This is a genomic window from Sphingopyxis sp. MC1, assembly GCF_000371385.1.
Taxonomy (GTDB): domain Bacteria; phylum Pseudomonadota; class Alphaproteobacteria; order Sphingomonadales; family Sphingomonadaceae; genus Sphingopyxis; species Sphingopyxis terrae.
In genome coordinates this window covers 81,893-101,817 of sequence record NZ_AOUN01000008.1, presented here as the reverse complement: position 1 = coordinate 101,817, position 19,925 = coordinate 81,893, and the positions used below count along the sequence as shown (strand labels likewise).

Annotated in this window: 12 protein-coding genes; 8 read left to right on the top strand and 4 right to left on the bottom strand. The window is 65.4% G+C overall.

The features are described from left to right. Nucleotides 1-53 precede the first annotated feature (53 nt). On the top strand, nucleotides 54-1,328 hold the full coding sequence (locus tag EBMC1_RS11485; protein WP_003046594.1) for a tetratricopeptide repeat protein: 1,275 nt from the start codon (nucleotides 54-56) through the stop codon (nucleotides 1,326-1,328). A 51-nt stretch (nucleotides 1,329-1,379) separates the two neighbouring features. On the opposite strand, the gene EBMC1_RS11480 is transcribed toward EBMC1_RS11485, so the two are convergent. Both EBMC1_RS11480 and EBMC1_RS11475 read right to left on the bottom strand, forming a co-directional pair. Then, a complete protein-coding gene (locus tag EBMC1_RS11480) occupies nucleotides 1,380-1,835 on the bottom strand; it encodes a hypothetical protein (protein ID WP_040590209.1) in 456 nt (151 codons plus the stop codon). Between the two features lie 298 nt (nucleotides 1,836-2,133). Then, nucleotides 2,134-3,153, bottom strand: coding sequence for an SHOCT domain-containing protein (locus EBMC1_RS11475; protein WP_003046586.1), 1,020 nt, complete (start codon nucleotides 3,151-3,153; stop codon nucleotides 2,134-2,136). Nucleotides 3,154-3,341: 188 nt separating this feature from the next. Here EBMC1_RS11475 and EBMC1_RS11470 point away from each other — a divergent pair, with 188 nt between their 5' ends. Then, entirely contained in the window at nucleotides 3,342-3,953 is a 612-nt protein-coding gene (locus EBMC1_RS11470) for a hypothetical protein (protein ID WP_003046583.1), read from the top strand. Nucleotides 3,954-3,996: 43 nt separating this feature from the next. Here EBMC1_RS11470 and EBMC1_RS11465 read toward each other — a convergent pair whose 3' ends face one another. Beyond that, nucleotides 3,997-4,467: an Lrp/AsnC family transcriptional regulator gene (locus tag EBMC1_RS11465; RefSeq protein WP_003046580.1), complete on the bottom strand. Its 471-nt coding sequence runs from the start codon at nucleotides 4,465-4,467 to the stop codon at nucleotides 3,997-3,999. A gap of 97 nt (nucleotides 4,468-4,564) precedes the next feature. On the opposite strand from EBMC1_RS11465, the gene putA reads away from it, so the two are divergent. Continuing rightward, nucleotides 4,565-7,657: a bifunctional proline dehydrogenase/L-glutamate gamma-semialdehyde dehydrogenase PutA gene (putA, locus tag EBMC1_RS11460; protein WP_156001168.1), complete on the top strand. Its 3,093-nt coding sequence runs from the start codon at nucleotides 4,565-4,567 to the stop codon at nucleotides 7,655-7,657. A 64-nt stretch (nucleotides 7,658-7,721) separates the two neighbouring features. Here the strand turns inward: putA and EBMC1_RS11455 are convergent, their stop codons facing one another. Beyond that, on the bottom strand, nucleotides 7,722-8,648 hold the full coding sequence (locus tag EBMC1_RS11455) for a tetratricopeptide repeat protein (protein ID WP_196795414.1): 927 nt from the start codon (nucleotides 8,646-8,648) through the stop codon (nucleotides 7,722-7,724). Between the two features lie 166 nt (nucleotides 8,649-8,814). Here EBMC1_RS11455 and gdhA point away from each other — a divergent pair, with 166 nt between their 5' ends. Genes gdhA through EBMC1_RS11430 form a run of 5 tightly spaced genes read left to right on the top strand, consistent with a single transcriptional unit; the run spans nucleotide 8,815 to nucleotide 19,925 of the window. Next, on the top strand, nucleotides 8,815-10,170 hold the full coding sequence (gdhA, locus tag EBMC1_RS11450; protein WP_003046570.1) for an NADP-specific glutamate dehydrogenase: 1,356 nt from the start codon (nucleotides 8,815-8,817) through the stop codon (nucleotides 10,168-10,170). A gap of 37 nt (nucleotides 10,171-10,207) precedes the next feature. Beyond that, nucleotides 10,208-11,647, top strand: coding sequence for a multiheme c-type cytochrome (locus EBMC1_RS11445; RefSeq protein WP_003046568.1), 1,440 nt, complete (start codon nucleotides 10,208-10,210; stop codon nucleotides 11,645-11,647). Between the two features lie 4 nt (nucleotides 11,648-11,651). After that, nucleotides 11,652-13,631, top strand: coding sequence for a heme-binding protein (locus EBMC1_RS11440; RefSeq protein WP_003046565.1), 1,980 nt, complete (start codon nucleotides 11,652-11,654; stop codon nucleotides 13,629-13,631). A 3-nt stretch (nucleotides 13,632-13,634) separates the two neighbouring features. Next, complete coding sequence (locus EBMC1_RS11435) at nucleotides 13,635-15,593, top strand: hypothetical protein (RefSeq protein WP_003046564.1); 1,959 nt, start codon at nucleotides 13,635-13,637, stop codon at nucleotides 15,591-15,593. Nucleotides 15,594-15,596: 3 nt separating this feature from the next. Next, a complete protein-coding gene (locus EBMC1_RS11430; RefSeq protein WP_003046563.1) occupies nucleotides 15,597-19,925 on the top strand; it encodes a hypothetical protein in 4,329 nt (1,442 codons plus the stop codon).

The window sequence follows — 19,925 nt, the reverse complement described above, 5'->3', positions numbered from 1 at the left end:
GCAGCGAAAGCCGTGGCTTATCCAGCGGGGCAAGCTGCAGGGAAAGGTCCTCGATGATTGCGCGACTGGCGATGGGGCTCGCCCTGCTGTTTCTTCTTCCCTCCGGGCGGGCGCTCGCCGAGCGTCCGCCCGTTCCCGTTACCGTCCCCTCCGAAATCGGCGGCTACGACTATGATCGCGGGCGTGATGCGCTGATTGCGGGCGAGACGGTGATCGCGCTGGCTGCGTTCGATCGCTCCTGCGCCATGGGAAATATGAAGAGCTGTTATAATGCGGGGCTGCTGAACGAAGACTTGTTCAAAACTGATGCTGACAAGACGCGCCGGACGACGGCTCTCGCCAGCTTCGACCGGGCGTGCGAAGGCGGCTTTCAGCGCGGTTGCGTCGCCGCTGCTGGCTATTACCGGTCAGCTCTGTCGGGGGTGCAGGATCTTCCGCGTGCGCTCGTCCTGTTGCGGCGGGCATGCGAAGCCTGGGAAGCGGACGGGTGCGGCGATCTGGCCGAAATGCTGCATCAGGGCGAGGGTACGGCGAAGGACTTCGAAGCGGCCCGGCGCTTCTTTATCCTCGGCTGCGAGCGGGGCGGCCGCGCGCTCAATTGTTTCAATGCTGGCCTGATGGCGCTGAACGGCACGGGCGGTCCACCTGACCGGCTTGCGGGTTTCGACTATTATCACCGTGCGTGCCGACTCGGTTCGGCGAAGGCGTGCGGCAACCTCGCGCTTGAATATGTGCAGAACGACTGGAATCCGGAAGATTTCGCGATCGGCAAGGGCCTGTTCAAAATGGCGTGCGACAAGGGCGAGATGATTGCGTGCAAGAACCTGGGCTATCTTGCCGAGCGTGCCGATCCGGGGGCTGCGGGAAAGAAACAAGCGGCGCGCCTCTATCGCCAGGCTTGCGACGGCGGCGAGGGAGAGGGATGTCGTTCGCTCGGCATTCTTGCCAGTGACGGAATCAGGGCGGCGGGACACAAGCGCGACGCCCTCGGCCTCTATGTTCGGGGATGCAATCTTGGCAGCGGGCGCTCCTGCTACAATGCCGGCCTTATGTACCTGATCGGCTATCGCGCGCCGACGCAGCTGCATACAGGGCTCGGTTGGTTTGCGGCAGGCTGCAAGATTGGCGATGCGTCGAGCTGCGGCGGTGCGGCGCTGGCGGCGCTGTGGCTGGGCGAGCGCGATGCCGCTGGCGGCGCCGACAAGGCCGCGCGATGGGTGCTCTATGGACGCAATCTCGATCCGGCCAGTCCTCTTCTGGATAGTGTGTCCGATTATCTTGCCAAACGCACGGCCGAACCCCCGACCTTACAGCCCGACCGCGGTTGAGCAATCGCCCTGCCTGTCGGGGGCCATGCTAGCCCCAAAATCGCACAGACATCACATCGAGCATCGGACATAGGCGCGTCTGGGTTTGCCTACTTCCTCGACGATCAGGCGACCGCTGGCTTCCGAAAAGCGGAAATGGACAAAGTGGACGGCCTCGCTTCCGGGTCGAACAAGACTGGCGAGCATGTCGCGCGCATCGGCATAATCTGCGGCACGGGGCGGCGCATCATCGTCGCGATCATGCGACGTGCCGGTATCGACGTAAACCGTCCGGACGGTGAGCGCCTCTCCCGCGATAATTGCGAGATCGGGCTTCAATCCCATGCGGTTCTTGTAGGATTGGCCCACGCAGTTGCCCGAACGGGTAGCCCAGTCGCCCAGAAAGTGCGGCAGGATGGCCGAAGGCGCAATCGGGGCATAGACCGCCCGGTCGGTGCCCGTGGCGGGCTGGACGATCTCGCCGACGCCGTCCTGCGCACCGGGCTTTGCGCTGGCGGACAAGGGCATGGCGACACAGAGCAGAATTGCCGACAGGCCGATTCCTGCCAGCGCGCCTCGCGACAGCCCTTCAAAGCATTCCCGCGTAGCCGGACCTGCTTGGGCGCCGCCTTCAGCCCGCGTGACCCTGCCCGCCATATATTTCCTCCGCGCTTCGAATGTCGGACCAATCAATGTTCCTGTTTCCCCCACCGGCGAAGCGCTGCGATGTACCGGTTCCCTTCGGTCCATCGGGCTTTCGCGCGCGCCAGAGCCTCCGGAGGTGCAAATTTCCATCGATGCCCCGCCATACTGCCAAGCCCGGCGATCAGCAGGTCGGGATCGCGCTTTTGCTCTCCTCGCCGTCAGCGGCTGGCAAGCTGACATAGTGCGTGCCTTTGCGGACGAAATGCTGGGTGATGAGCCGGCTGCCGTCGAAGCGGACATCGAACGAGCGATTGCGCACGACGTTGACGATCGTGCCATCATAGGTCTGCCCACCGTCTTCGGTGGCACCGCTGCTGTCATAATGGGAATCGAAGGTCACGAGAGACCTCGGGCCGGTCGGGGTCAATTCGGTCAGCGTCTTGGCGTCGCAGACATAGCCCTGCCAAACACCGCCCGCGGTGGATTCGATGACGAGCCCATCGAGGATGTCGCGCCGGATTTTCCACTGCGGCGGATTGCCCATTATGCTGCCCGTCACGGCGTCAGGCCATCGACCGGTTTCTGCGAATTTGGCACCGTGCATTTCGCGCAGATAGAAGATGCCGAGCGTCCCGAGGCCCGCAGGATAAGGCTCGCCGTTCCCTTCGACAATCAGGACGGGGCCGAATGAAGCCCAGACGAGTTTGCCCTTCGCATAGGTATAGACAGCGTCTTCGGTCACGCGCATTTCCCGCTCGCCGAGTCCGAAGACGGCATCAAACGCCAGATCCATCTGCTTCTCTTCCGGCAGGCTGCGAATGGCCGACGGAGCAGGCTTGGCCGTTGGTGGCGACTGGGTGGCCGACGCTTTGCGAGCGACCCCCGGCGCCGCATCCGCCATGGCCACGGACGATGTCGCGCCGCCCCGATGCGCCAGCGCCCATCCACTCCCGCCCAGCAGCGTCAGTCCCGCGAGTGCCGCAAACGGCCACCGTCGTTTGCCGGGCGCCCTCCCTTCGCCATCTTGGGCCGGCATGGCCTTGTTTTCCGGGTCTTCCGGCGAGCTTGCTGTCGTTACTGTCGCTTCATGCCATTGCAGAAGCTGCGCCTTTTCCCGGTCGAACTCCTCCGCGCTGAGCGCCCCGGCTTCGCGCAGCCGCGTCAATCGTTCAAGGCGGCTCAGATGATCGTCGGTGGCCATGATCCCTCGCGCTGATAATCTCAAGGGCGTCAGCCTACTCCAGCATCCCCGAAGGCGAGAGGAGGCAATCGCGTACCGGTACATCCCGCGCGTTCGTGCGCTATCATCGGCGGGGTAATGTCGACGAAATTGACGGGAGTTCCGATTTGCGACCCAAGTCTGTTACGAACGCGCTCGCCTTGTGCATCATGGCAGTGATCACATTGGCGGCCTGCGATGGCGCAAATGGCGCCGATACGCATCCGAAACAGGGAAGGGTGGTGCCCGCGCAGTATACGCGGGGCACTGCGGCACCGACATCACTCGACGAGCAAGATCGCAACGCGCTGGAGATGGCCGAGCGCGCCTGTGCTAATCGCGACTTTCAGCAACTTTTCACGGCCATTGCGATATCACCGGCCGTCCGGCGCAAATATAGCGCGCCCACCATCACGTCTGCCGTGCTGGACCCTCAGGGCAGGGTAATTTCGTCGCGCGACGTGCCCGCGAATTCCTACGAGGATTTTCCGGTCCGGCAGGTCGACTTCTATTACAAGCCCGCCAAGCCCCGGTCCCCCGGGGATGAGGACGAGTATCTCGATATCCAGTTCAACCAGAGCCAGAGTGACGATTTCTCGGTCGATTGGGCGCGCGTCCACTATGATGGCCAGTCGGAAGGCGGTGACGATCTGGGGAATATCATCGGCCCCGAGGGCAAACCGCTCCCGCCCGGGACACATCCCGATTCGGATGGGCAATTGCTGTTCCGGCCCATCGGAAATTGCTGGCAGTTGCAGGAGGACATCCGTTGGCTGCGATAGCGCAGCGGTTTGAGCTTCAGCGGCTCCAACGACATTCGGCGGCTCAGCGGGCCGATTCGCAGATCGTTTCCATCGCGACGAAGGTCGAGGTGCTAGCGACATGCGGCAGGCTGGAGATTTTCTCGCCCAGCACGATGCGATAGCGGCGGATATCGGGAGTGCGCACTTTCAGGAGATAATCGAAGCTGCTCGCGATCATGTGGCATTCCTCCACCTCGGGAATCCGGCGCACCGCGTCGTTGAAGCGGCGTAGCGCCTCCTCGCGCGTGTCGGACAGCTTGACCTCGGTAAAGGCGACATGGTCGAGCCCCAGCTTGGCGGGGTCGACGATCGCGCGAAAGCCGGTGATCAGCCCGCTGTCGACCAGCCGCTTGACGCGCTGCTGGCACGGCGTCTTCGACAGGCCGACGCGCTGCGCCAGTTCGGTGTAGGTCATCCGCCCGTCGCGGCCCAATATCGCGATGATCTTGCGATCGAACTCGTCCAGATCGACCAAGATTTTCGTATTTGCCATGCGGATTGCCTAATATGACGCCGATAATAGGTCAAAAGATAATCGGTCGAGCGCGATTGAAGGCGGATTGCCTTTTCGCCGCATGCTATCATGCGCCATGACCCAGCCGACCGACCGCGCCGCCATCCGCGCCCTCGCCCGCCGCTCCGAAGCCGACATCGTCGCCGATCTGCGGACCCAGCTTGCCCGCTCGCCCGCCACCCTCGACGCGGTGACGCGGCGCGGACTCGCGCTCATCCGCAAGGCGAAGGCCGAGGGCGAGCGCGAGACGCTCGTCGCGCAGCTCATGAACCGCTACCGCCTGTCGACCGAGGAAGGCGTCGTGCTGATGTGCCTTGCCGAAGCGCTGCTGCGCGTCCCCGATAGCGCGACCGCCAATGCGCTGATCCGCGACAAGATCGCCGGACGCCATTGGCGCGAGGGTGAGGATGAGGATAGTCCGCTGGTCGTCGCGCTGTCGGCGCGCGGCCTTTCGCTCGGGTCGGCGACGCTGATGCTGGGCGCGATGGGGAGCAAGGCGAACCCGCTCACCCTGCTCAAGTCGATGATCCGCCGCTCGGGCGAGCCGGTGATCCGCCAGGCGGCGCTCGCGGCGATGAAGCTGCTCGGCCAGCAGTTCGTGATGGGCGAAACGATCGACGCCGCGGTGCGGCGTGCCGACAAGGACAAGGGCGAACTCGCCAGCTTCGACATGCTCGGCGAAGCGGCGCGCACCGCAGAGGATGCGCGGCGCTATTATGACAGCTACGCCGCGGCGATCGCGCGCATCGGCCGCGATGCGAAGCCGGGCGATCCATTCGCCAACCACGGCATTTCGATCAAGCTGTCGGCGCTTCACCCGCGTTACGAATATCTGCAGGCCGACCGCGTTCGCGAAGAATTGATCCCCGATGTCATCGCGCTCGCCCGCGCCGCGCGCGGCGTCAACATTCCGCTGATGATCGACGCCGAGGAAAGCGACCGGCTCGAACCACACCTCGACGTTTATGGCGCGCTGATCGACGCGGGGCTCGCCGACGGCTGGACCGGGCTCGGCATCGTGATCCAGGCCTATCAAAAGCGCGCGAGCGAGGCGATCCGCTGGGTTGCCGCCAAGGCGCGCGCGCGGGGCGTCACGCTGTCGATGCGGCTGGTCAAGGGCGCCTATTGGGATACCGAGATCAAGCGTGCGCAGACGATGGGGCTGGGCGATTTTCCGGTCTTCACCGCAAAGAACCACACCGACCTCAACTATATGGCGTGCGCGCAGATATTGCGCGAGCATCAGGATTGCATCTTCCCGGCCTTTGCGACGCACAATGCGATGACGCTGGCCTTTATCGCCGAGCTGTTCGACGGCGCCGATTACGAACTGCAGCGGCTGCACGGCATGGGCGAGGGCGCGCATGATGCGATCGTCGCGTTGTCGCCGCCGCCGCGCCCGGTGCGCGTCTATGCGCCCGTGGGCACCCACCGCGACCTGCTCGCCTATCTGGTCCGCCGCCTGCTCGAAAATGGCGCGAACAGCAGCTTCGTGCACCAGTTTTCGGACCCCGACGTGACCGCCGAAGAGCTGGCGGTCGACCCGCGCAGCATCGCGAGCGTGCCGTCGAAAATCCCGACCGGGCTCCAGCTTTTCGATCCCGTCCGGCGCAATTCGCGCGGCTACGACCTTGGCGAACCCGGCGTGCCCGAGGCGCTGGCGGCCGCGATTGCCGGGGCGCGGGACAGCGGCCGTATCGCGGCGCCGATCGTCGGCGGCACGGCAGCGGCGGGCACCGCCGAAGCGGTGCGCAATCCGGCGACCGGCGCGGTCGTCGGTCATGTGATCGAGGCCGATGCCGATATGGTCGATGCCGCCGTCGCTGGCGCGCGCGCGGTGCAGGGCGACTGGAGCCTCGCCGGCGGCGCCTTCCGCGCCGAACGGCTCGAACGCGCGGCCGATCTGCTCGAGGAACGCGATGCTCTCTTTCTGGGGCTGGCGATCGACGAGGCGGGCAAGGCGCTCGTCGATGCGGTGGCCGAAGTGCGCGAGGCGGTCGATTTCCTGCGCTATTATGCCGCCCAGGCGCGCGCCGATTTCACCTACCCCATCGCGCTGCCCGGCCCGACCGGCGAACGCAACGAACTGATCCTCGAAGGCAAGGGCGTCTTCGTTGCCATCAGCCCGTGGAATTTCCCGCTGGCGATCTTTCTGGGGCAGGTCTCGGCGGCGCTTGCCGCGGGTAACGCCGTGCTGGCGAAGCCCGCCGAACAGACGCCGCTGATCGCGCATGCCGCTATCGAATTGCTGCTCGAGGCGGGGGTGCCTGCCGAGGTGCTGGCGTTTCTTCCCGGTCGCGGCGAAACGGTGGGCGCGGCGCTGACCGGTCATGACGATATCATCGGCGTTGCCTTCACCGGATCGACCGAGGTTGCGCGCGCGATCAACCGCAGCCTTGCGGGGCGCGACGGTCCGATCGCGACGCTGATCGCCGAAACCGGCGGTGCCAACGCGATGATCGTCGATTCGACCGCACTTCCCGAGCAGGTCGCGCGCGATGCCGTCGCCAGCGCGTTCCAGTCGGCGGGTCAGCGCTGTTCGGCGCTTCGCCTGCTTTGCGTGCAGGAAGATGTCGCCGAAACCATGATCGACATGGTCGCGGGCGCGATGGCCGAACTCAATATCGGCGACCCGGCGATCCTCGCGACCGACGTCGGTCCGATCATCGATGCCGAGGCGCAAGCGAACATCGCGGCTTATATCGCCGAAGCGCGCGCCGCGGGCCGGGTGATTGCACAGGCGGCGCGCACCGATTGGCCGGCGGGCGGTACCTTCGTGCCGCCGACGATGATCCGCCTCGACCATGTCACCGACCTCAAGCGCGAGATTTTCGGGCCGGTGCTGCATGTCGCGACGTGGAAGGGCGGCGAGCTCGACGCGCTGATCGACGCGATCAACGCTTCGGGCTATGGCCTGACATTGGGCGTCCACACCCGCATCGACGGCGTCGCGGCGCATGTCGCGGCGCGCGCGGCGGTCGGCAATGTCTATGTCAACCGCAACCAGATCGGCGCGATCGTCGGATCGCAGCCCTTCGGCGGCCGCGGCCTGTCGGGCACGGGGCCGAAGGCCGGGGGGCCGCATTATCTGCACCGCTTCGCCGAGGAAAAATCGATCTCGACCGACATCACCGCCGCGGGCGGCAATGCGGCGCTGATGGCGGGGTAATTCCTGCCTCTTTTGTTATTGGCGTATCCCCGCGAAGGCGGGGGCGCACAGGTTGTTCCGACGCCTAAGCCCCCGGCACCCCGAGCATCTGCGCCTGCGCCTTCAGCCGCGGTGCCGCACCCGGATTGGCGGCGAGGGCGTCCTTCAGTGCCTGCGCCGCCTTTGCGGTTTCGCCGAGCGTCATGCGGCTGCGCATCAGCATGATCCAGCGGTCGACGTCCGCCGGATTCGCTTTCAACTTGGCCTCCAGCCCGTCGACCATCCCCGCGATCATTGCGTCCTGCTGCCCCTTGGGAAGCTGCGAGGCGGCTTCCATATCGGCGCGGCTGGGGCCGGGGATCGCCCGCGCGGCGACAGGCATCTCGTCGGCCTTGAGCGCGCGCGGCTGCGTCGCGGCGAGGCGCGCGGCGACGTCGATCTTGTTGATCGCGCCGACCTGTTCGATCGTGCGGCGCAGGTCGGCCTCCCACGGCGCGCCCTGCGGCGTGTCGGCGAGCAGCGCGAACCATTCGTCGATCGCCCCCTTGTGATCGCCGGCGATATCCTTCTTCACCGCCATGAAATAGCGCGCGCGCGGATCCTTGGGATTGAGCGCGATCGCCTTGTCAAAGGCTTCGGCCGCGGCGGGGGGCATCGGATCGCGCGGACTCGCCATGACGCGCGCCTCGCCAAGCGCCGACCATAGCCCGGCCGACTCGGGCGCGATCGCGACCGATTTTTCATAAGCTGCGGCGGCGCCGGGATAATCGCCGAGGTCGAAACGCGCGGCGCCGAGCGCCATCCATGCGTCGGCGCTCTGCGGTTCGCGCCGCGTCCGTTCCTCGATTGCGGCAAGCTGGGCATCGGGTGACGCTGCGGCCGTCGGCGCGGGCGCCGCGGCATTATTGGCGGAATCGCGCCAGATCGCATAGCCGATCGCGCCGGCTAGCAGGAGGAAGGCGGCGATTAGGATCGCACGGTTCGTCGTCGACATACCCTTGGTTTCGCTCATTCCATCCCCCGAATATCCGCCGCGGCGAAATCGCGCGCGACGGTGCCGCGCCATATTGCCTTTGGCGGGCAAAGGTGTAGCCTCTGTCGGGCGAGGTCGGTCAACGATAAAATCGTAAAACAGGGGGTCGCACCGGTTTTCCCAAGTCTTTGCGTGGGAGGGGTGCATGGCGGTAGCGGATCACGTCGATTTTCCGACGTTCATGGAAGGGGTGAAGCGGCGCAACCCGGGGCAGCCCGAGTTCGTCCAGGCGGTGCAGGAAGTCGCCGAGGATATTTTCGACTTCATCGCCGACAAGGAAGAATATCACGCGCAGCAGATATTGCGGCGCATTGCCGAACCCGACCGGGTCGTGTCCTTCCGCGTCTGCTGGGAGGACGACAACGGCAATATACGCGTCCAGCGCGGCTGGCGGGTTCAGAACAACAATGCCATCGGCCCCTATAAGGGCGGTATCCGCTTTCACCCGAGCGTGACCGAAAGCGTCCTCAAATTCCTGGCGTTCGAACAGACGTTCAAGAATGCGCTCACCGGCCTGCCGATGGGCGGCGGCAAGGGCGGATCGAATTTCAACCCGAAGGGCAAGAGCGTGCGCGAGATCATGCGCTTCTGCCAGAGCTTCATGACCGAGCTCTATCGCCACATCGGCGCCGACGTCGACGTGCCGGCGGGCGACATCGGCGTCGGCGGGCGCGAAATCGGTTTCATGTTCGGCCAGTACAAGCGCATTACCAACGAATTTACAGGGGTGCTCACCGGCAAGGGCCTCGAATGGGGCGGTTCGCTGATCCGAACCGAGGCGACGGGCTATGGCGCCGTCTATTTCCTCGCGAACATGCTTGCGGCGAAGGGACAGGATCTCGTCGGCAAGAGCGCGGTGATTTCGGGATCGGGCAATGTCGCGACGCACGCGGCGGAAAAGATCGTGCAGCTGGGCGGCAAGGTACTCACCCTGTCCGATTCGGGCGGCTTCATCCACGATCCCGACGGCATCACCCAGGAAAAGATCGACTGGGTAAAGGCGCATAAGACGCATCGGCGCGGCCGGATCGAGGATTATTGCGCCGAGTTCAAGAGCGCCACCTTTACCGCTGGCAAAACGCCGTGGGCGGTGCCGTGCGACGTCGCGCTGCCGTGCGCGACGCAGAACGAGCTGAATGGCGATGACGCGAAGATGCTGGTGGCAAACGGCTGCATCGCGGTGAGCGAGGGCGCGAACATGCCGACCGACCTTGCCGGTGTTCATGTCTTCAAGGACGCAAAGATCATGTTCGCGCCCGGCAAGGCGGCCAACGCCGGCGGGGTTGCGGTTTCGGGCCTCGAAATGAGCCAGAACAGCGGCCGGCGCAGCTGGAGCGAAGCCGAGCTGCAACAGATGCTCAAGGATATCATGGCGGGCATCCACGAACGCTGCCTGACCTATGGCGATCAGGGCGGCGGCTATATCGATTATGTGAAGGGCGCGAACATCGCCGGCTTCAAGAAAGTCGCCGACGCGATGCTGGCGTTCGGGGTCGTTTAGGGTAAAAGGCCCTCAGGGCAAAAGGGGACTCGTGGGAATGACGACGCACGCTGGCATCGGGCGCGGCGATCGGTCGTGGGCGGCGGTGGCGGCACTGGCGTTGCTGCTTGCCATGCTTGCGATCGCCGCGACGCTTTCGGCGCCTCCGGCGCGCTCGCAGGGCGAAAGCGGCGGGCGTTTCCTGGGTGTTGCGTCCTGCGCGGGATCGACCTGCCACGGCCGGATGGAGGGCGACGGCGTCGTTGTCCGTCAGGACGAGTTGATGCGCTGGCAGGAACCCTCGACCCCCGGCGGCGCGCATAGCCGCGCATGGGCGGTGCTCAACACCAGCCGCAGCCAGTTCATTGCCCGCAACCTCGGCATCGGCGATCCGGCGCGCGCGTCGATGTGCCTCGGGTGCCACAGCGATGCGGCGACGAGCCGCGGTACCGCGCCGATCGAGGACGGGGTCACCTGCGAATCCTGCCACGGCCCTGCGGGGGGCTGGATCGCGAGCCACTATGCCGGGGTCGGCGACAACCCCAGCCCCGGCGGCGAAATGCGCGAGAAGCATCTCGCCAATCTGCGCGCCGGCTTGCGCCGACTGGAGGATCCGGTGGTGCGCGCGGGCGTTTGCGTCGATTGCCATTTCGGGGCCGCGGGCGAGGGGCAGTTCGTCACCCACCGCATCATGGCGGCGGGGCATCCGCGCATTTCGTTCGAGCTCGACCTCTTCTCCTCGCTCCAGGCGCATCATCAGGAAGATGCCGATTATGGCTGGCGCAAGTTCGGCGCGGCGGGCGCGCGCACCGACCATGTGCAGATGTGGGCGGTGGGGCAGGCAACCGCGCTCGAACGCAGCCTCGCGCTGTTCCAGTCGAAACGCGGGACCGAGGGAATGTTCCCCGAATTTTATTTCCTCGACTGCCACAGCTGCCACCGCCGGATCTACGATCAGGCGAAGCCGGTGAAGACCAGCGTCGACAATCCGGCGCGGCCGGGCATTCCCGAAGGCATGCCGCCCTATAATGACGAAAATCTGATCATGCTCTCGGCCGCCGCGCGTATGGCCTCGCCCGCGCTTGCCGAACAGCTCGGCGCGCGCAGCGCCGCCTTCCACCGCGCGATCGCGACCGACCGCCCCGCGGCGGTTCGCGCCGCCGCCGATCTGGCGCAGACGGTCGCGGCGCTCAAAAGCGCCTTCGCGGCGCGCGCCTTTTCGGGCACCGACGCCTTTGCGATGGTCGATGCGATTGCGGGCAAGGCAGTAAACGACCGCTTCACCGACTATGCGGGGTCGTCGCAGGCGGTGATGGGGGTCGACACGCTGCTCAACGCCATGGTTTCGTCGGGGCGGATCACCATCGGCGCTGCGGCGGGAATCCGCGCCGACATCGACCGTGCCTATGCCTCGGTCAAGGATCCCAACGCCTATAAGCCCAGCGATTTCCAGGCCTCCTTCGGCAGCGCAGTGCGCGCGATTCAGGCGCTGCGGTAAGCCGATGCGGACCCGATCGCGCCTCTTTCGCACCGCCGCCCTTGTCGCCGGCCCGGCACTGCTCCTCGCCTCGTGCGGCGGCGGAGGCGGCGGCACGCCGACCCCCTCACCAACTCCCACGCCGACGCCGACTCCCACTCCGACCGGCGGCCTCTATACCCCGCCCGCGAGCCAGTCGCTCAGCGTCGCCGACGTCCAGACCGTACTCGCCGGCGCGATCGCCGAGGCGCAGGCGCGCGGCCTGCCGTCGGTAATCGCGGTGACCGACCGCGTCGGCAATGTCCTCGGCGTCTTCCGCATGAACGGCGCGCGCGCCACCGCGACGACCTCGGCGGCGCCCAACGGCGACAATATCGACGCGCAGAACGTCACCTTCCCTGCAGAAGCGGGCGCCATCGCGAAGGCGATCACCGGCGCCTATCTGTCGAGCGGCGGCAATGCCTTTTCGACGCGTACCGCGAGCCAGATCGTCCAGGAGCATTTCCCGCCCGCGCCGACGACTGCGGGGCTGGAAAGCGGGCCGCTGTTCGGGGTGCAGTTCAGCCAGCTTCCGTGCAGCGATCTTGCCGCGCGCTTCGGCGCCATGGGCGGCGGCGCGCTGATCGGGCCGAAGCGCTCGCCGCTCGGCCTCGCGGCCGATCCGGGCGGTCTGCCGCTTTACAAGAATGGCGTGCTCGTCGGTGGCATCGGGGTGATGGGCGACGGCGTCTATGGCAGCGATCCCAACATCCTCGACATCGACAATGATGTCGAGGAGTTCATCGCGCTCGCCGGGACGCGCGGGTTCGAGGCGCCGGCGGCGATCACCGCCGACAAGATCACCGTCGACGGGACGACGCTGCGCTTTTCGGACGCCACCTATGGCGGCTTGCAGACGAGCGGCGGCGCGAGCTTCGCCAGTCTGAACGGTACCGCCGGCAATCTGGTCGCGGTCATCGGCTATGCCGCCGCGGCGATCGTCGCGGGCACCGCCTATGGCAGCGAAGCGTCGGGAATCCGCGCCTCGACCGCAGCCGAATTTTCCAACCGCGATGCCTTTGTCCTGACCAATGGCAGCGGCACCAACCGCTTCCCGATCCGTGCCGGCACCGATGCATCGACCAACAGCGCGCCGCTGACCCAGGCCGAGGTGCGCGCCGTGCTCGAAGATGCCTTTGCGGTGATGAGCCGCGCGCGCGCGCAGATTCGCCGCCCGCTCGATAGCCGGGCGCAGGTGACGATCAGCCTCGTCGATACGCATGGCGCCGTGCTCGGCATCGTGCGCGCGCCCGACGCGCCGATTTTCGGCACCGACGTATCGCTGCAGAAGGCGCGCACCGCGGCCTTTTTCTCGGGCGCCAACGCCGGAGCGGAACTCAGCGCCAACGCCAGCGCCGACGTGCAGCATTTCGTCCCCGCGGTGCGCAGCTTTCTGAACGATCCGAGCGCGCTCACCGGCACCTTCGCCTTCGCCGACCGGTCGGGGGGCAATCTGTCGCGCCCCTATTTCCCCGACGGCGAGGTCGGGCGGCCCAATGGCCCGCTGTCGCGCCCGATCGCGCAGTTCAATCCCTTTTCGACCGGGCTGCAATCGGCGCTTGTCATCGGCAATATCGGCGCGCACCTCGGCTTCGTATCGGGCGCCAGCGCGACCGACACGCCGCAACGCTGCACGACCTTGCCCGACGTGGCCGCGGGGCAGAACCGCCTGCAGAACGGTATCCAGATTTTCCCGGGTTCGGTGCCCATCTATCGCGGGACGCAGCTTGTCGGCGCGATCGGCGTGTCGGGCGACGGCATCGACCAGGACGATATGATCAGCTTCCTCGGGACGCATAACGGCGGCGCGCGCGTGGGCACGATCGGCAACGCCCCGATCGACAAGCGTGCCGACAATATCGTCGTCACGCTGTCCGATGGAAAGACAGTGCGCCTGCGCTACATCAGCTGCCCCTTTGCGCCCTTCCTCGACACCAGCCAGCAGAATGTCTGCCAGGGGCTATAGGCGATGAGCGCGCTTGGAAGCAGCCTGCTGCCGATCATCGCGACGCTCGCGGCGCAGGGCGCGCCCGCGGCGGGGCAGGCGCTGCCGCCGCCCCCGCCGCCGCCCGAACCGCCCGCGCCCGATGGCGCTGCGTTGGGCGCGGCGCCGGCTGCGATCCCGGCACCCGACGGCGAAGCGCTGATCCCGCCGCCGCCCCCGGTCGACTGGAAGGATGTGTTGAAGGACGATCTGGTCACCCAGATTATCGAAGGCCGCCGCCGCCCCGGCTACACGCCCGATCTGCCCGACCAGATGCGGCAGAACAATGTCGGCGCGCTGCGTCCGCCGCCGCCGCAGGCCTTTCCGGGGATCGAGGATCAACTGCCGGTGCCCGACCGCTGGCGCCTCATCGAATCGCTCGGCGTGGTCAAGGAACGCTGGTTCGATCCCTATCATCAGAACACGCTGAAGGGCGACCGGCCGATCGACCGGTCGAAGGTGCCGTGGCTGCCGATCAGGGGCGACGACTGGTTTTTCGTCGCCAGTGCGGTGTCGGATACGGTGTTCGAACCCCGCACCTTTCCGATTCCGGTCGGCGTCCAGACCACCGAGCGGCCGGGCAGCCTCGACGTGTTCGGCAAGAACCGCAGCTTCGTGCTGTCGCAGACGCTGATCGCGGGCGCCGCGCTCATCAAGGGATCGACCGCCTTCAAGCCGCCCGACGTCGAATATCGCGTTACGCTGGCCTATAATTTCAACTATGTCGACGTGCCCGAACGGCGCGTGCTCGACGTGCGCCCGTCGCAGCCGAGCCATCGTTACGACAATTTCCTGGGGGTGCAGGAATTGTTCGTCGACAAGCATCTGGGCAACGACAGCGACCGTTACGACTTCCACTCGATCCGCATCGGCATCCAGCCCTTCCAGAGCGATTTTCGCGGTTTCCTGTTCAACGACAGCCAACTTGGCATCCGCCTGTTCGGCAACCGCGACAATAACCGCTTTCAATATAATGTCGCGGCCTTCTGGCGGCTCGAAAAGGACACCAACAGCGGGCTCAACGACATCACCCAAAGCCCGCGCGACGATTTCATCTTCACCGCGAACCTCTATCGTCAGGACTTCCCCTTCGTCGGGCTGACGAGCCAGGTCAGCGTCACCTACAATCGAAACCGCGAAAAGAACGACATCCAGATCGACCACAACGGCTTTCCGGTGCGCCCGGCGCTTCTCGGCGATCTGCGCGGCCGCGAATATGACGTGACCTACCTCGGCTACAGCGCCGACGGGCGCATCGGACGGATCAATCTGACCGCCAGCTTCTATGCGGCGCTGGGCGAGGACCGGAACAGCTTCTTCACCAGCAAGCCGGCAAAGATCCGCGCGGGCTTCGGCGCCGCCGAACTCAGCTACGATCACGACTGGATGCGCTTTCGCCTGTCGGGCCTCTACGCCACCGGCGACAGCGATCCCTATAACAATGTCGAGGGCGGCTTCGACGCGATTTTCGAAAATCCGATCTTCGGCGGCGCCGACACCAGCTACTGGATTCGTCAGACGATTCCCTTTGCGGGCGGCGGGCGCGTCATTTCGATCAATGGCCGCAACGGCATCCTCAATTCTCTGCGCTCGTCGAAAGAAGAGGGGCAGTCGAATTTCAACAACCCCGGCACCGTATTCGTCGGCGCCGGCGCCGATTTCGACCTGTCACCCGAAACGCGCGTCAGCGTGAACGCCAATCATCTGTGGTTCGACGATACCGCGGGTTTGCAGGTGCTGCGCAGCGAAGGGTCGATCCCCAAGGATATCGGCTGGGATCTGTCGGTGGCAGGCATCTGGCGGCCCAAGGCGACGCAGAATATCGTCGGCCGCCTCAGCGCCGCGGTGCTGCTGCCCGGTGACGGGTTCAAGGATCTGTTCGAGAATCGCGAGCGCGACCGGGCTTATGTCTCGGTCCTCGCCAATCTGATCGTGAGTTTCTAGACGATGATGCGCAGGCTCCTCGCCCTCCTGATCTTCCTGTTGATGGCGATGACCGCCGGTATGCAGGGCGCGCGCGCGTCGGAAGGCGAAAAGCCGGTCGCCGTCACCTATCGCTTCACGCCGCCGGCGCCGCGCGAACAGAGCGAGGCCGACGTCGAGGCAAAGTCGAAGGGCTGTTACAGCTGCCACACCCAGACCGACCGGCCGTCGATGCACGCGACGCCTGCGGTGCGCCTCGGCTGTACCGACTGCCACGGCGGCGATTCGCAATCGCCCGCGGCGTTCGGGCGCCCCGAACTCGGCTACGACAACCCCTATAATCTGGCGGCGATGAAGCTCGCGCACCCCCAGCCGACGCTGCCCGGGGCGTGGGGCGGCACATCGGCGAACCCGAAGCGCAGCTACACGTTGCTCAACAAGGAAGCGCCCGAATATATCCGCTTCGTCAACCCGAGCGACTACCGCGTCGCGCGCGAGGCGTGCGGGTCGTGCCACCTCGAGATTATCGAGGCGACCGAACGGTCGCTGATGTCCACGGCGGCGATGTTCTGGGGCGGCGCGGCCTATAACAACGGCATTGTTCCCTATAAGCAATATCTGTTCGGAGAGGCCTATACGCGGGATGGCGATCCAGCGTGCGTCCTCTCGCCCTCGTCGCAGCTGACGGCGGAGGAATATAAACAGGCCTGCAAACCCGACTTTCCGTCCGACAAGATATTGACGGCACCGGAGACCAAGCGGGGAGCGCTGGCGCGGCTCTATCCGCTGCCGCGCTGGAATGTCATGCCGCCTAGCGATGTGTTTCGCGTCTTTGAACGCGGCGGGCGCAATATCAACACGCAGTTTTCCGAAATCGGCCTGCCCAACCCGACGGGCAGCATCCAGCGCCTCGAGGAACCGGGACGCCCCGACCTCAAACAGTCGAACCGCGGCCCCGGCACCGGCCTGCGCGTCGCGATTGCGGTGCTCAATCTCCACAAGACGCGCCTCAACGACCCCTATATGTGGTTTATGGGAACCAACGACCAGCCGGGCGATTATCGCCAGTCGGGGTGCGCCGGCTGCCATGTCATCTATGCCAACGACCGCGAACCGCGGCACAGCCTGACCTATGCGCAATATGGCCGCGATGGCGAAAGCGCGACGATCGATCCGACGATCGCGGGGAAGAAATGGAAACCCGATGATGACGGGCATGGCGGCGGACATGGTGGGGGCGCCGGCGACGCGCATGGCGATGCGGAGAAACATGCGCCGTCGCCCGGTGGCCATGGCGCGCTGATCGACCCCGAAGCCGCAAAAGCCGGACCGCAAGCCGCACCCGCGAAGGAGCGGCGCGAATCGGGGCATCCGATCAACCACGCCTTCACCCGCGCGATCCCGACGGCGCAGTGCATGAATTGCCATATGCACCAGCCCAATATCTTCCTGAACTCCTACCTCGGCTACACGATGTGGGATTATGAATCGGACGCGCCGCAGCTATGGCCCGGTCCCGACAACACCGCACCGCGCCCACCGGGGATGAGCGACGAGGAATATCAGAAGAAATACAAGCAACAACGCTATCCGACCGCGGCCGAAGTCCACAAGGTTCTCGAACGCAATCCCGAAGGCGCGAGCCCGCGCGGCCTGTGGGCCGACGTCGAGTTTCTGCGCGACGTCTATGACGTGAACGACAGCAACAAGGACACCCAGTTCGCCGACTATCACGGCCATGGCTGGAACTTCCGCGGCATCTTCAAGCGCGACCGCAGCGGCAATCTGCTCGACGCCGACGGCAATATGTCGACCTATGGCACCGACAAGGCGCACATCGTCGATCCCCAGGATCCCGAAAAATGGCGCAAGAGCTGCGCCAGCTACAGTGACCCGGCGCAGCGCGACCTGTGTCTCGCCAGCGCCGATCCCGCCAAACCCGGTGTCGAGGGCAAGTTCGTGCCGCCCGGCATCAACCCCGGCAAGGCGGTCCATATGATGGACATTCATGCCGAAAAGGGGATGCAGTGCGCCGACTGCCACTTCGCGCAGGATGCGCACGGCAATGGCTATATCCAGGGCGAAGTCGCGAACGCGGTCGAGATCGGGTGCAAGGATTGCCATGGCACCGCCGATGCCTATCCCAATCTGCTCACCTCGAACGTCGCGGCACGGCCGCAAGGGACCAATCTTGCGCTGCTTCGCAATTCGGACGGCCGGCGCCGGTTCGAATTCCAATATGACGACAATGGTGAAATCACGGGGCTGATCCAGCGGTCCATCGTCGATCCGAAGCTCCAGTGGCAGGTCAGCCTGGTCAAGCAGGCGGTGACGCCGGGGCCGCATTTCAACGCGAAAGCGGCGCGCGCCAAACTGATGTCGCGCAGCGGCGCCGACGATGGCAGCTTTGCGTGGGGGCCGGGCGTGGCAAGGGAAGATCGCGCGCACGGCGACGACAAGATGGCCTGCTTCACCTGCCATCTGTCGTGGACGACGAGCTGCGGCGGCTGCCATTTGCCGATCGAGGCGAACTGGAAGACCAGCATGCACCATTTCGAAGGGGAGGAGACGCGCAACTTCGCGACCTATAACCCGCAGGTGGCGCGCGACGAGATGTTCCAGCTCGGCCGGCACATGCTGACCAAGCCCGGCGAGCCCGACGCCGACGGCAATCCGCGCGGGATCATCGCGCCGATCCGGTCGACATCGGCGCTGGTCTTGTCCTCGACGAACCTCAACCGCGAACGCATCTATATCCAGCAGCCGCCGATCTCTGCTGCGGGCTTCTCGAGCCAGGCCTTCGCGCCGCATTTCCCACATACGGTGCGGCGTCAGGAGACGAAACAGTGCACCGACTGCCATCTGTCGCAGGCGGACGACAATAATGCGATCATGTCGCAGCTGCTCCTGATGGGGACCAATTTCGTCAATTTCGTCGGGCTCAATGTCTGGTCGGGGCTGGAGGACGGCTTTCAGGCGACGCGCGTCACCGAATGGGACGAGCCGCAGGCGGTGATCGGCAGCTATCTGCAGAAATATGCCTATCCCGACTATTGGCGCCTGCACGTCGATCAGAACCATCGCGAGCTCAAAAATTGGGTGCGCGGCAAGACCTTCGACAAGAAGGGGTCGGGCGAAAGCCATGCGCTCGAGGAATTCGCCAATATCGTCCAGGGGACGAGCGGCCGGGTCAACTGCCTGCAACTGCGCGGCGAATATATGTATGTCGCCGAAGGCAGGGGCGGCTTTCGTGTCTATGACGTCGCATCGATCGGCAACAAGGGCTTCTCCGAACGCATCACCCGCGCGCCTTTTTCGCCGCTGGGGCACGATACGCATGTCAAAACGACGAACGCGACCTGCATGGCGATCGGCACGACCCAGCCGATCAGCATGGCCCGCAACGAGCATATCCGTAAGGATTTCCCAGAAAATCACGAACAGGCACTGCACCCGCTCTACCGCTATGCCGTCATCACCGACAGCGTCGAAGGCCTGATTCTGGTCGACATCGACACGATGGCGGACGGCGAATTCCGCAACAACAAGCTGACCCGCGCGCTGACGTGGAATCCCGACAATGTGCTTACCGGGGCCCGCCACGTGACGCTTGCGGGCGACTATGCCTATGTTACCACCGATGCCGGGCTCGTCGTGCTCGACCTGTCGACGCCGCTCGAACCGAAGGTTACGGCGCAGCTACCGCTGACCGATGCGCGCGCGAGTGCCGTGCAGTTCCGGTACCTGTGGGTCACCGACGCGGAGGGCGTGAAGCTGTTCGACATCACGCATATGGACCGGCCGGAACCGGTGCCGGCGGGAACGGTGCGGCTCGCCAACGCGCGCAAAATCTATCTCGCGCGCACCTTCATGTACGTCGCGGCCAAGCAGGACGGTCTGGTGATCGTCGACGTGACGCGGCCGATGGCGCCGGCCGTCTGGCCCGCGATGACCTTCGGGGGGGCGCTCAACGATGCAGAGGATGTGATCGTCGCATCAACCAATGCGTCGCTCTTCGCTTATGTCGCCGACGGACGGAACGGCATCAAGGTGCTTCAGCTTACCAGTCCGGACAATCCCGGCCTCTATGGCTTCTCGCCCGCGCCGACCCCCGAACTGATCGCCTGGGCCAAAACTCCGTCGCCGGCGCTCGCGCTGTCGAAGGGGCTCGACCGCGACCGGGCGGTCGACGAAACGGGGGGGCAGATGGCGGTGTTCGGCCGCGTCGGCTCGCGCCCCTTCACCCGGCCCGAAATGGAGAAGCTGTTCCTGAACAGCAAGGGGCTGGTCTACAAGGTCAGCGACACCGTCGATCAGGCGGCGTGGCGGCCGCCCTTGGCCTACCCGAACTGA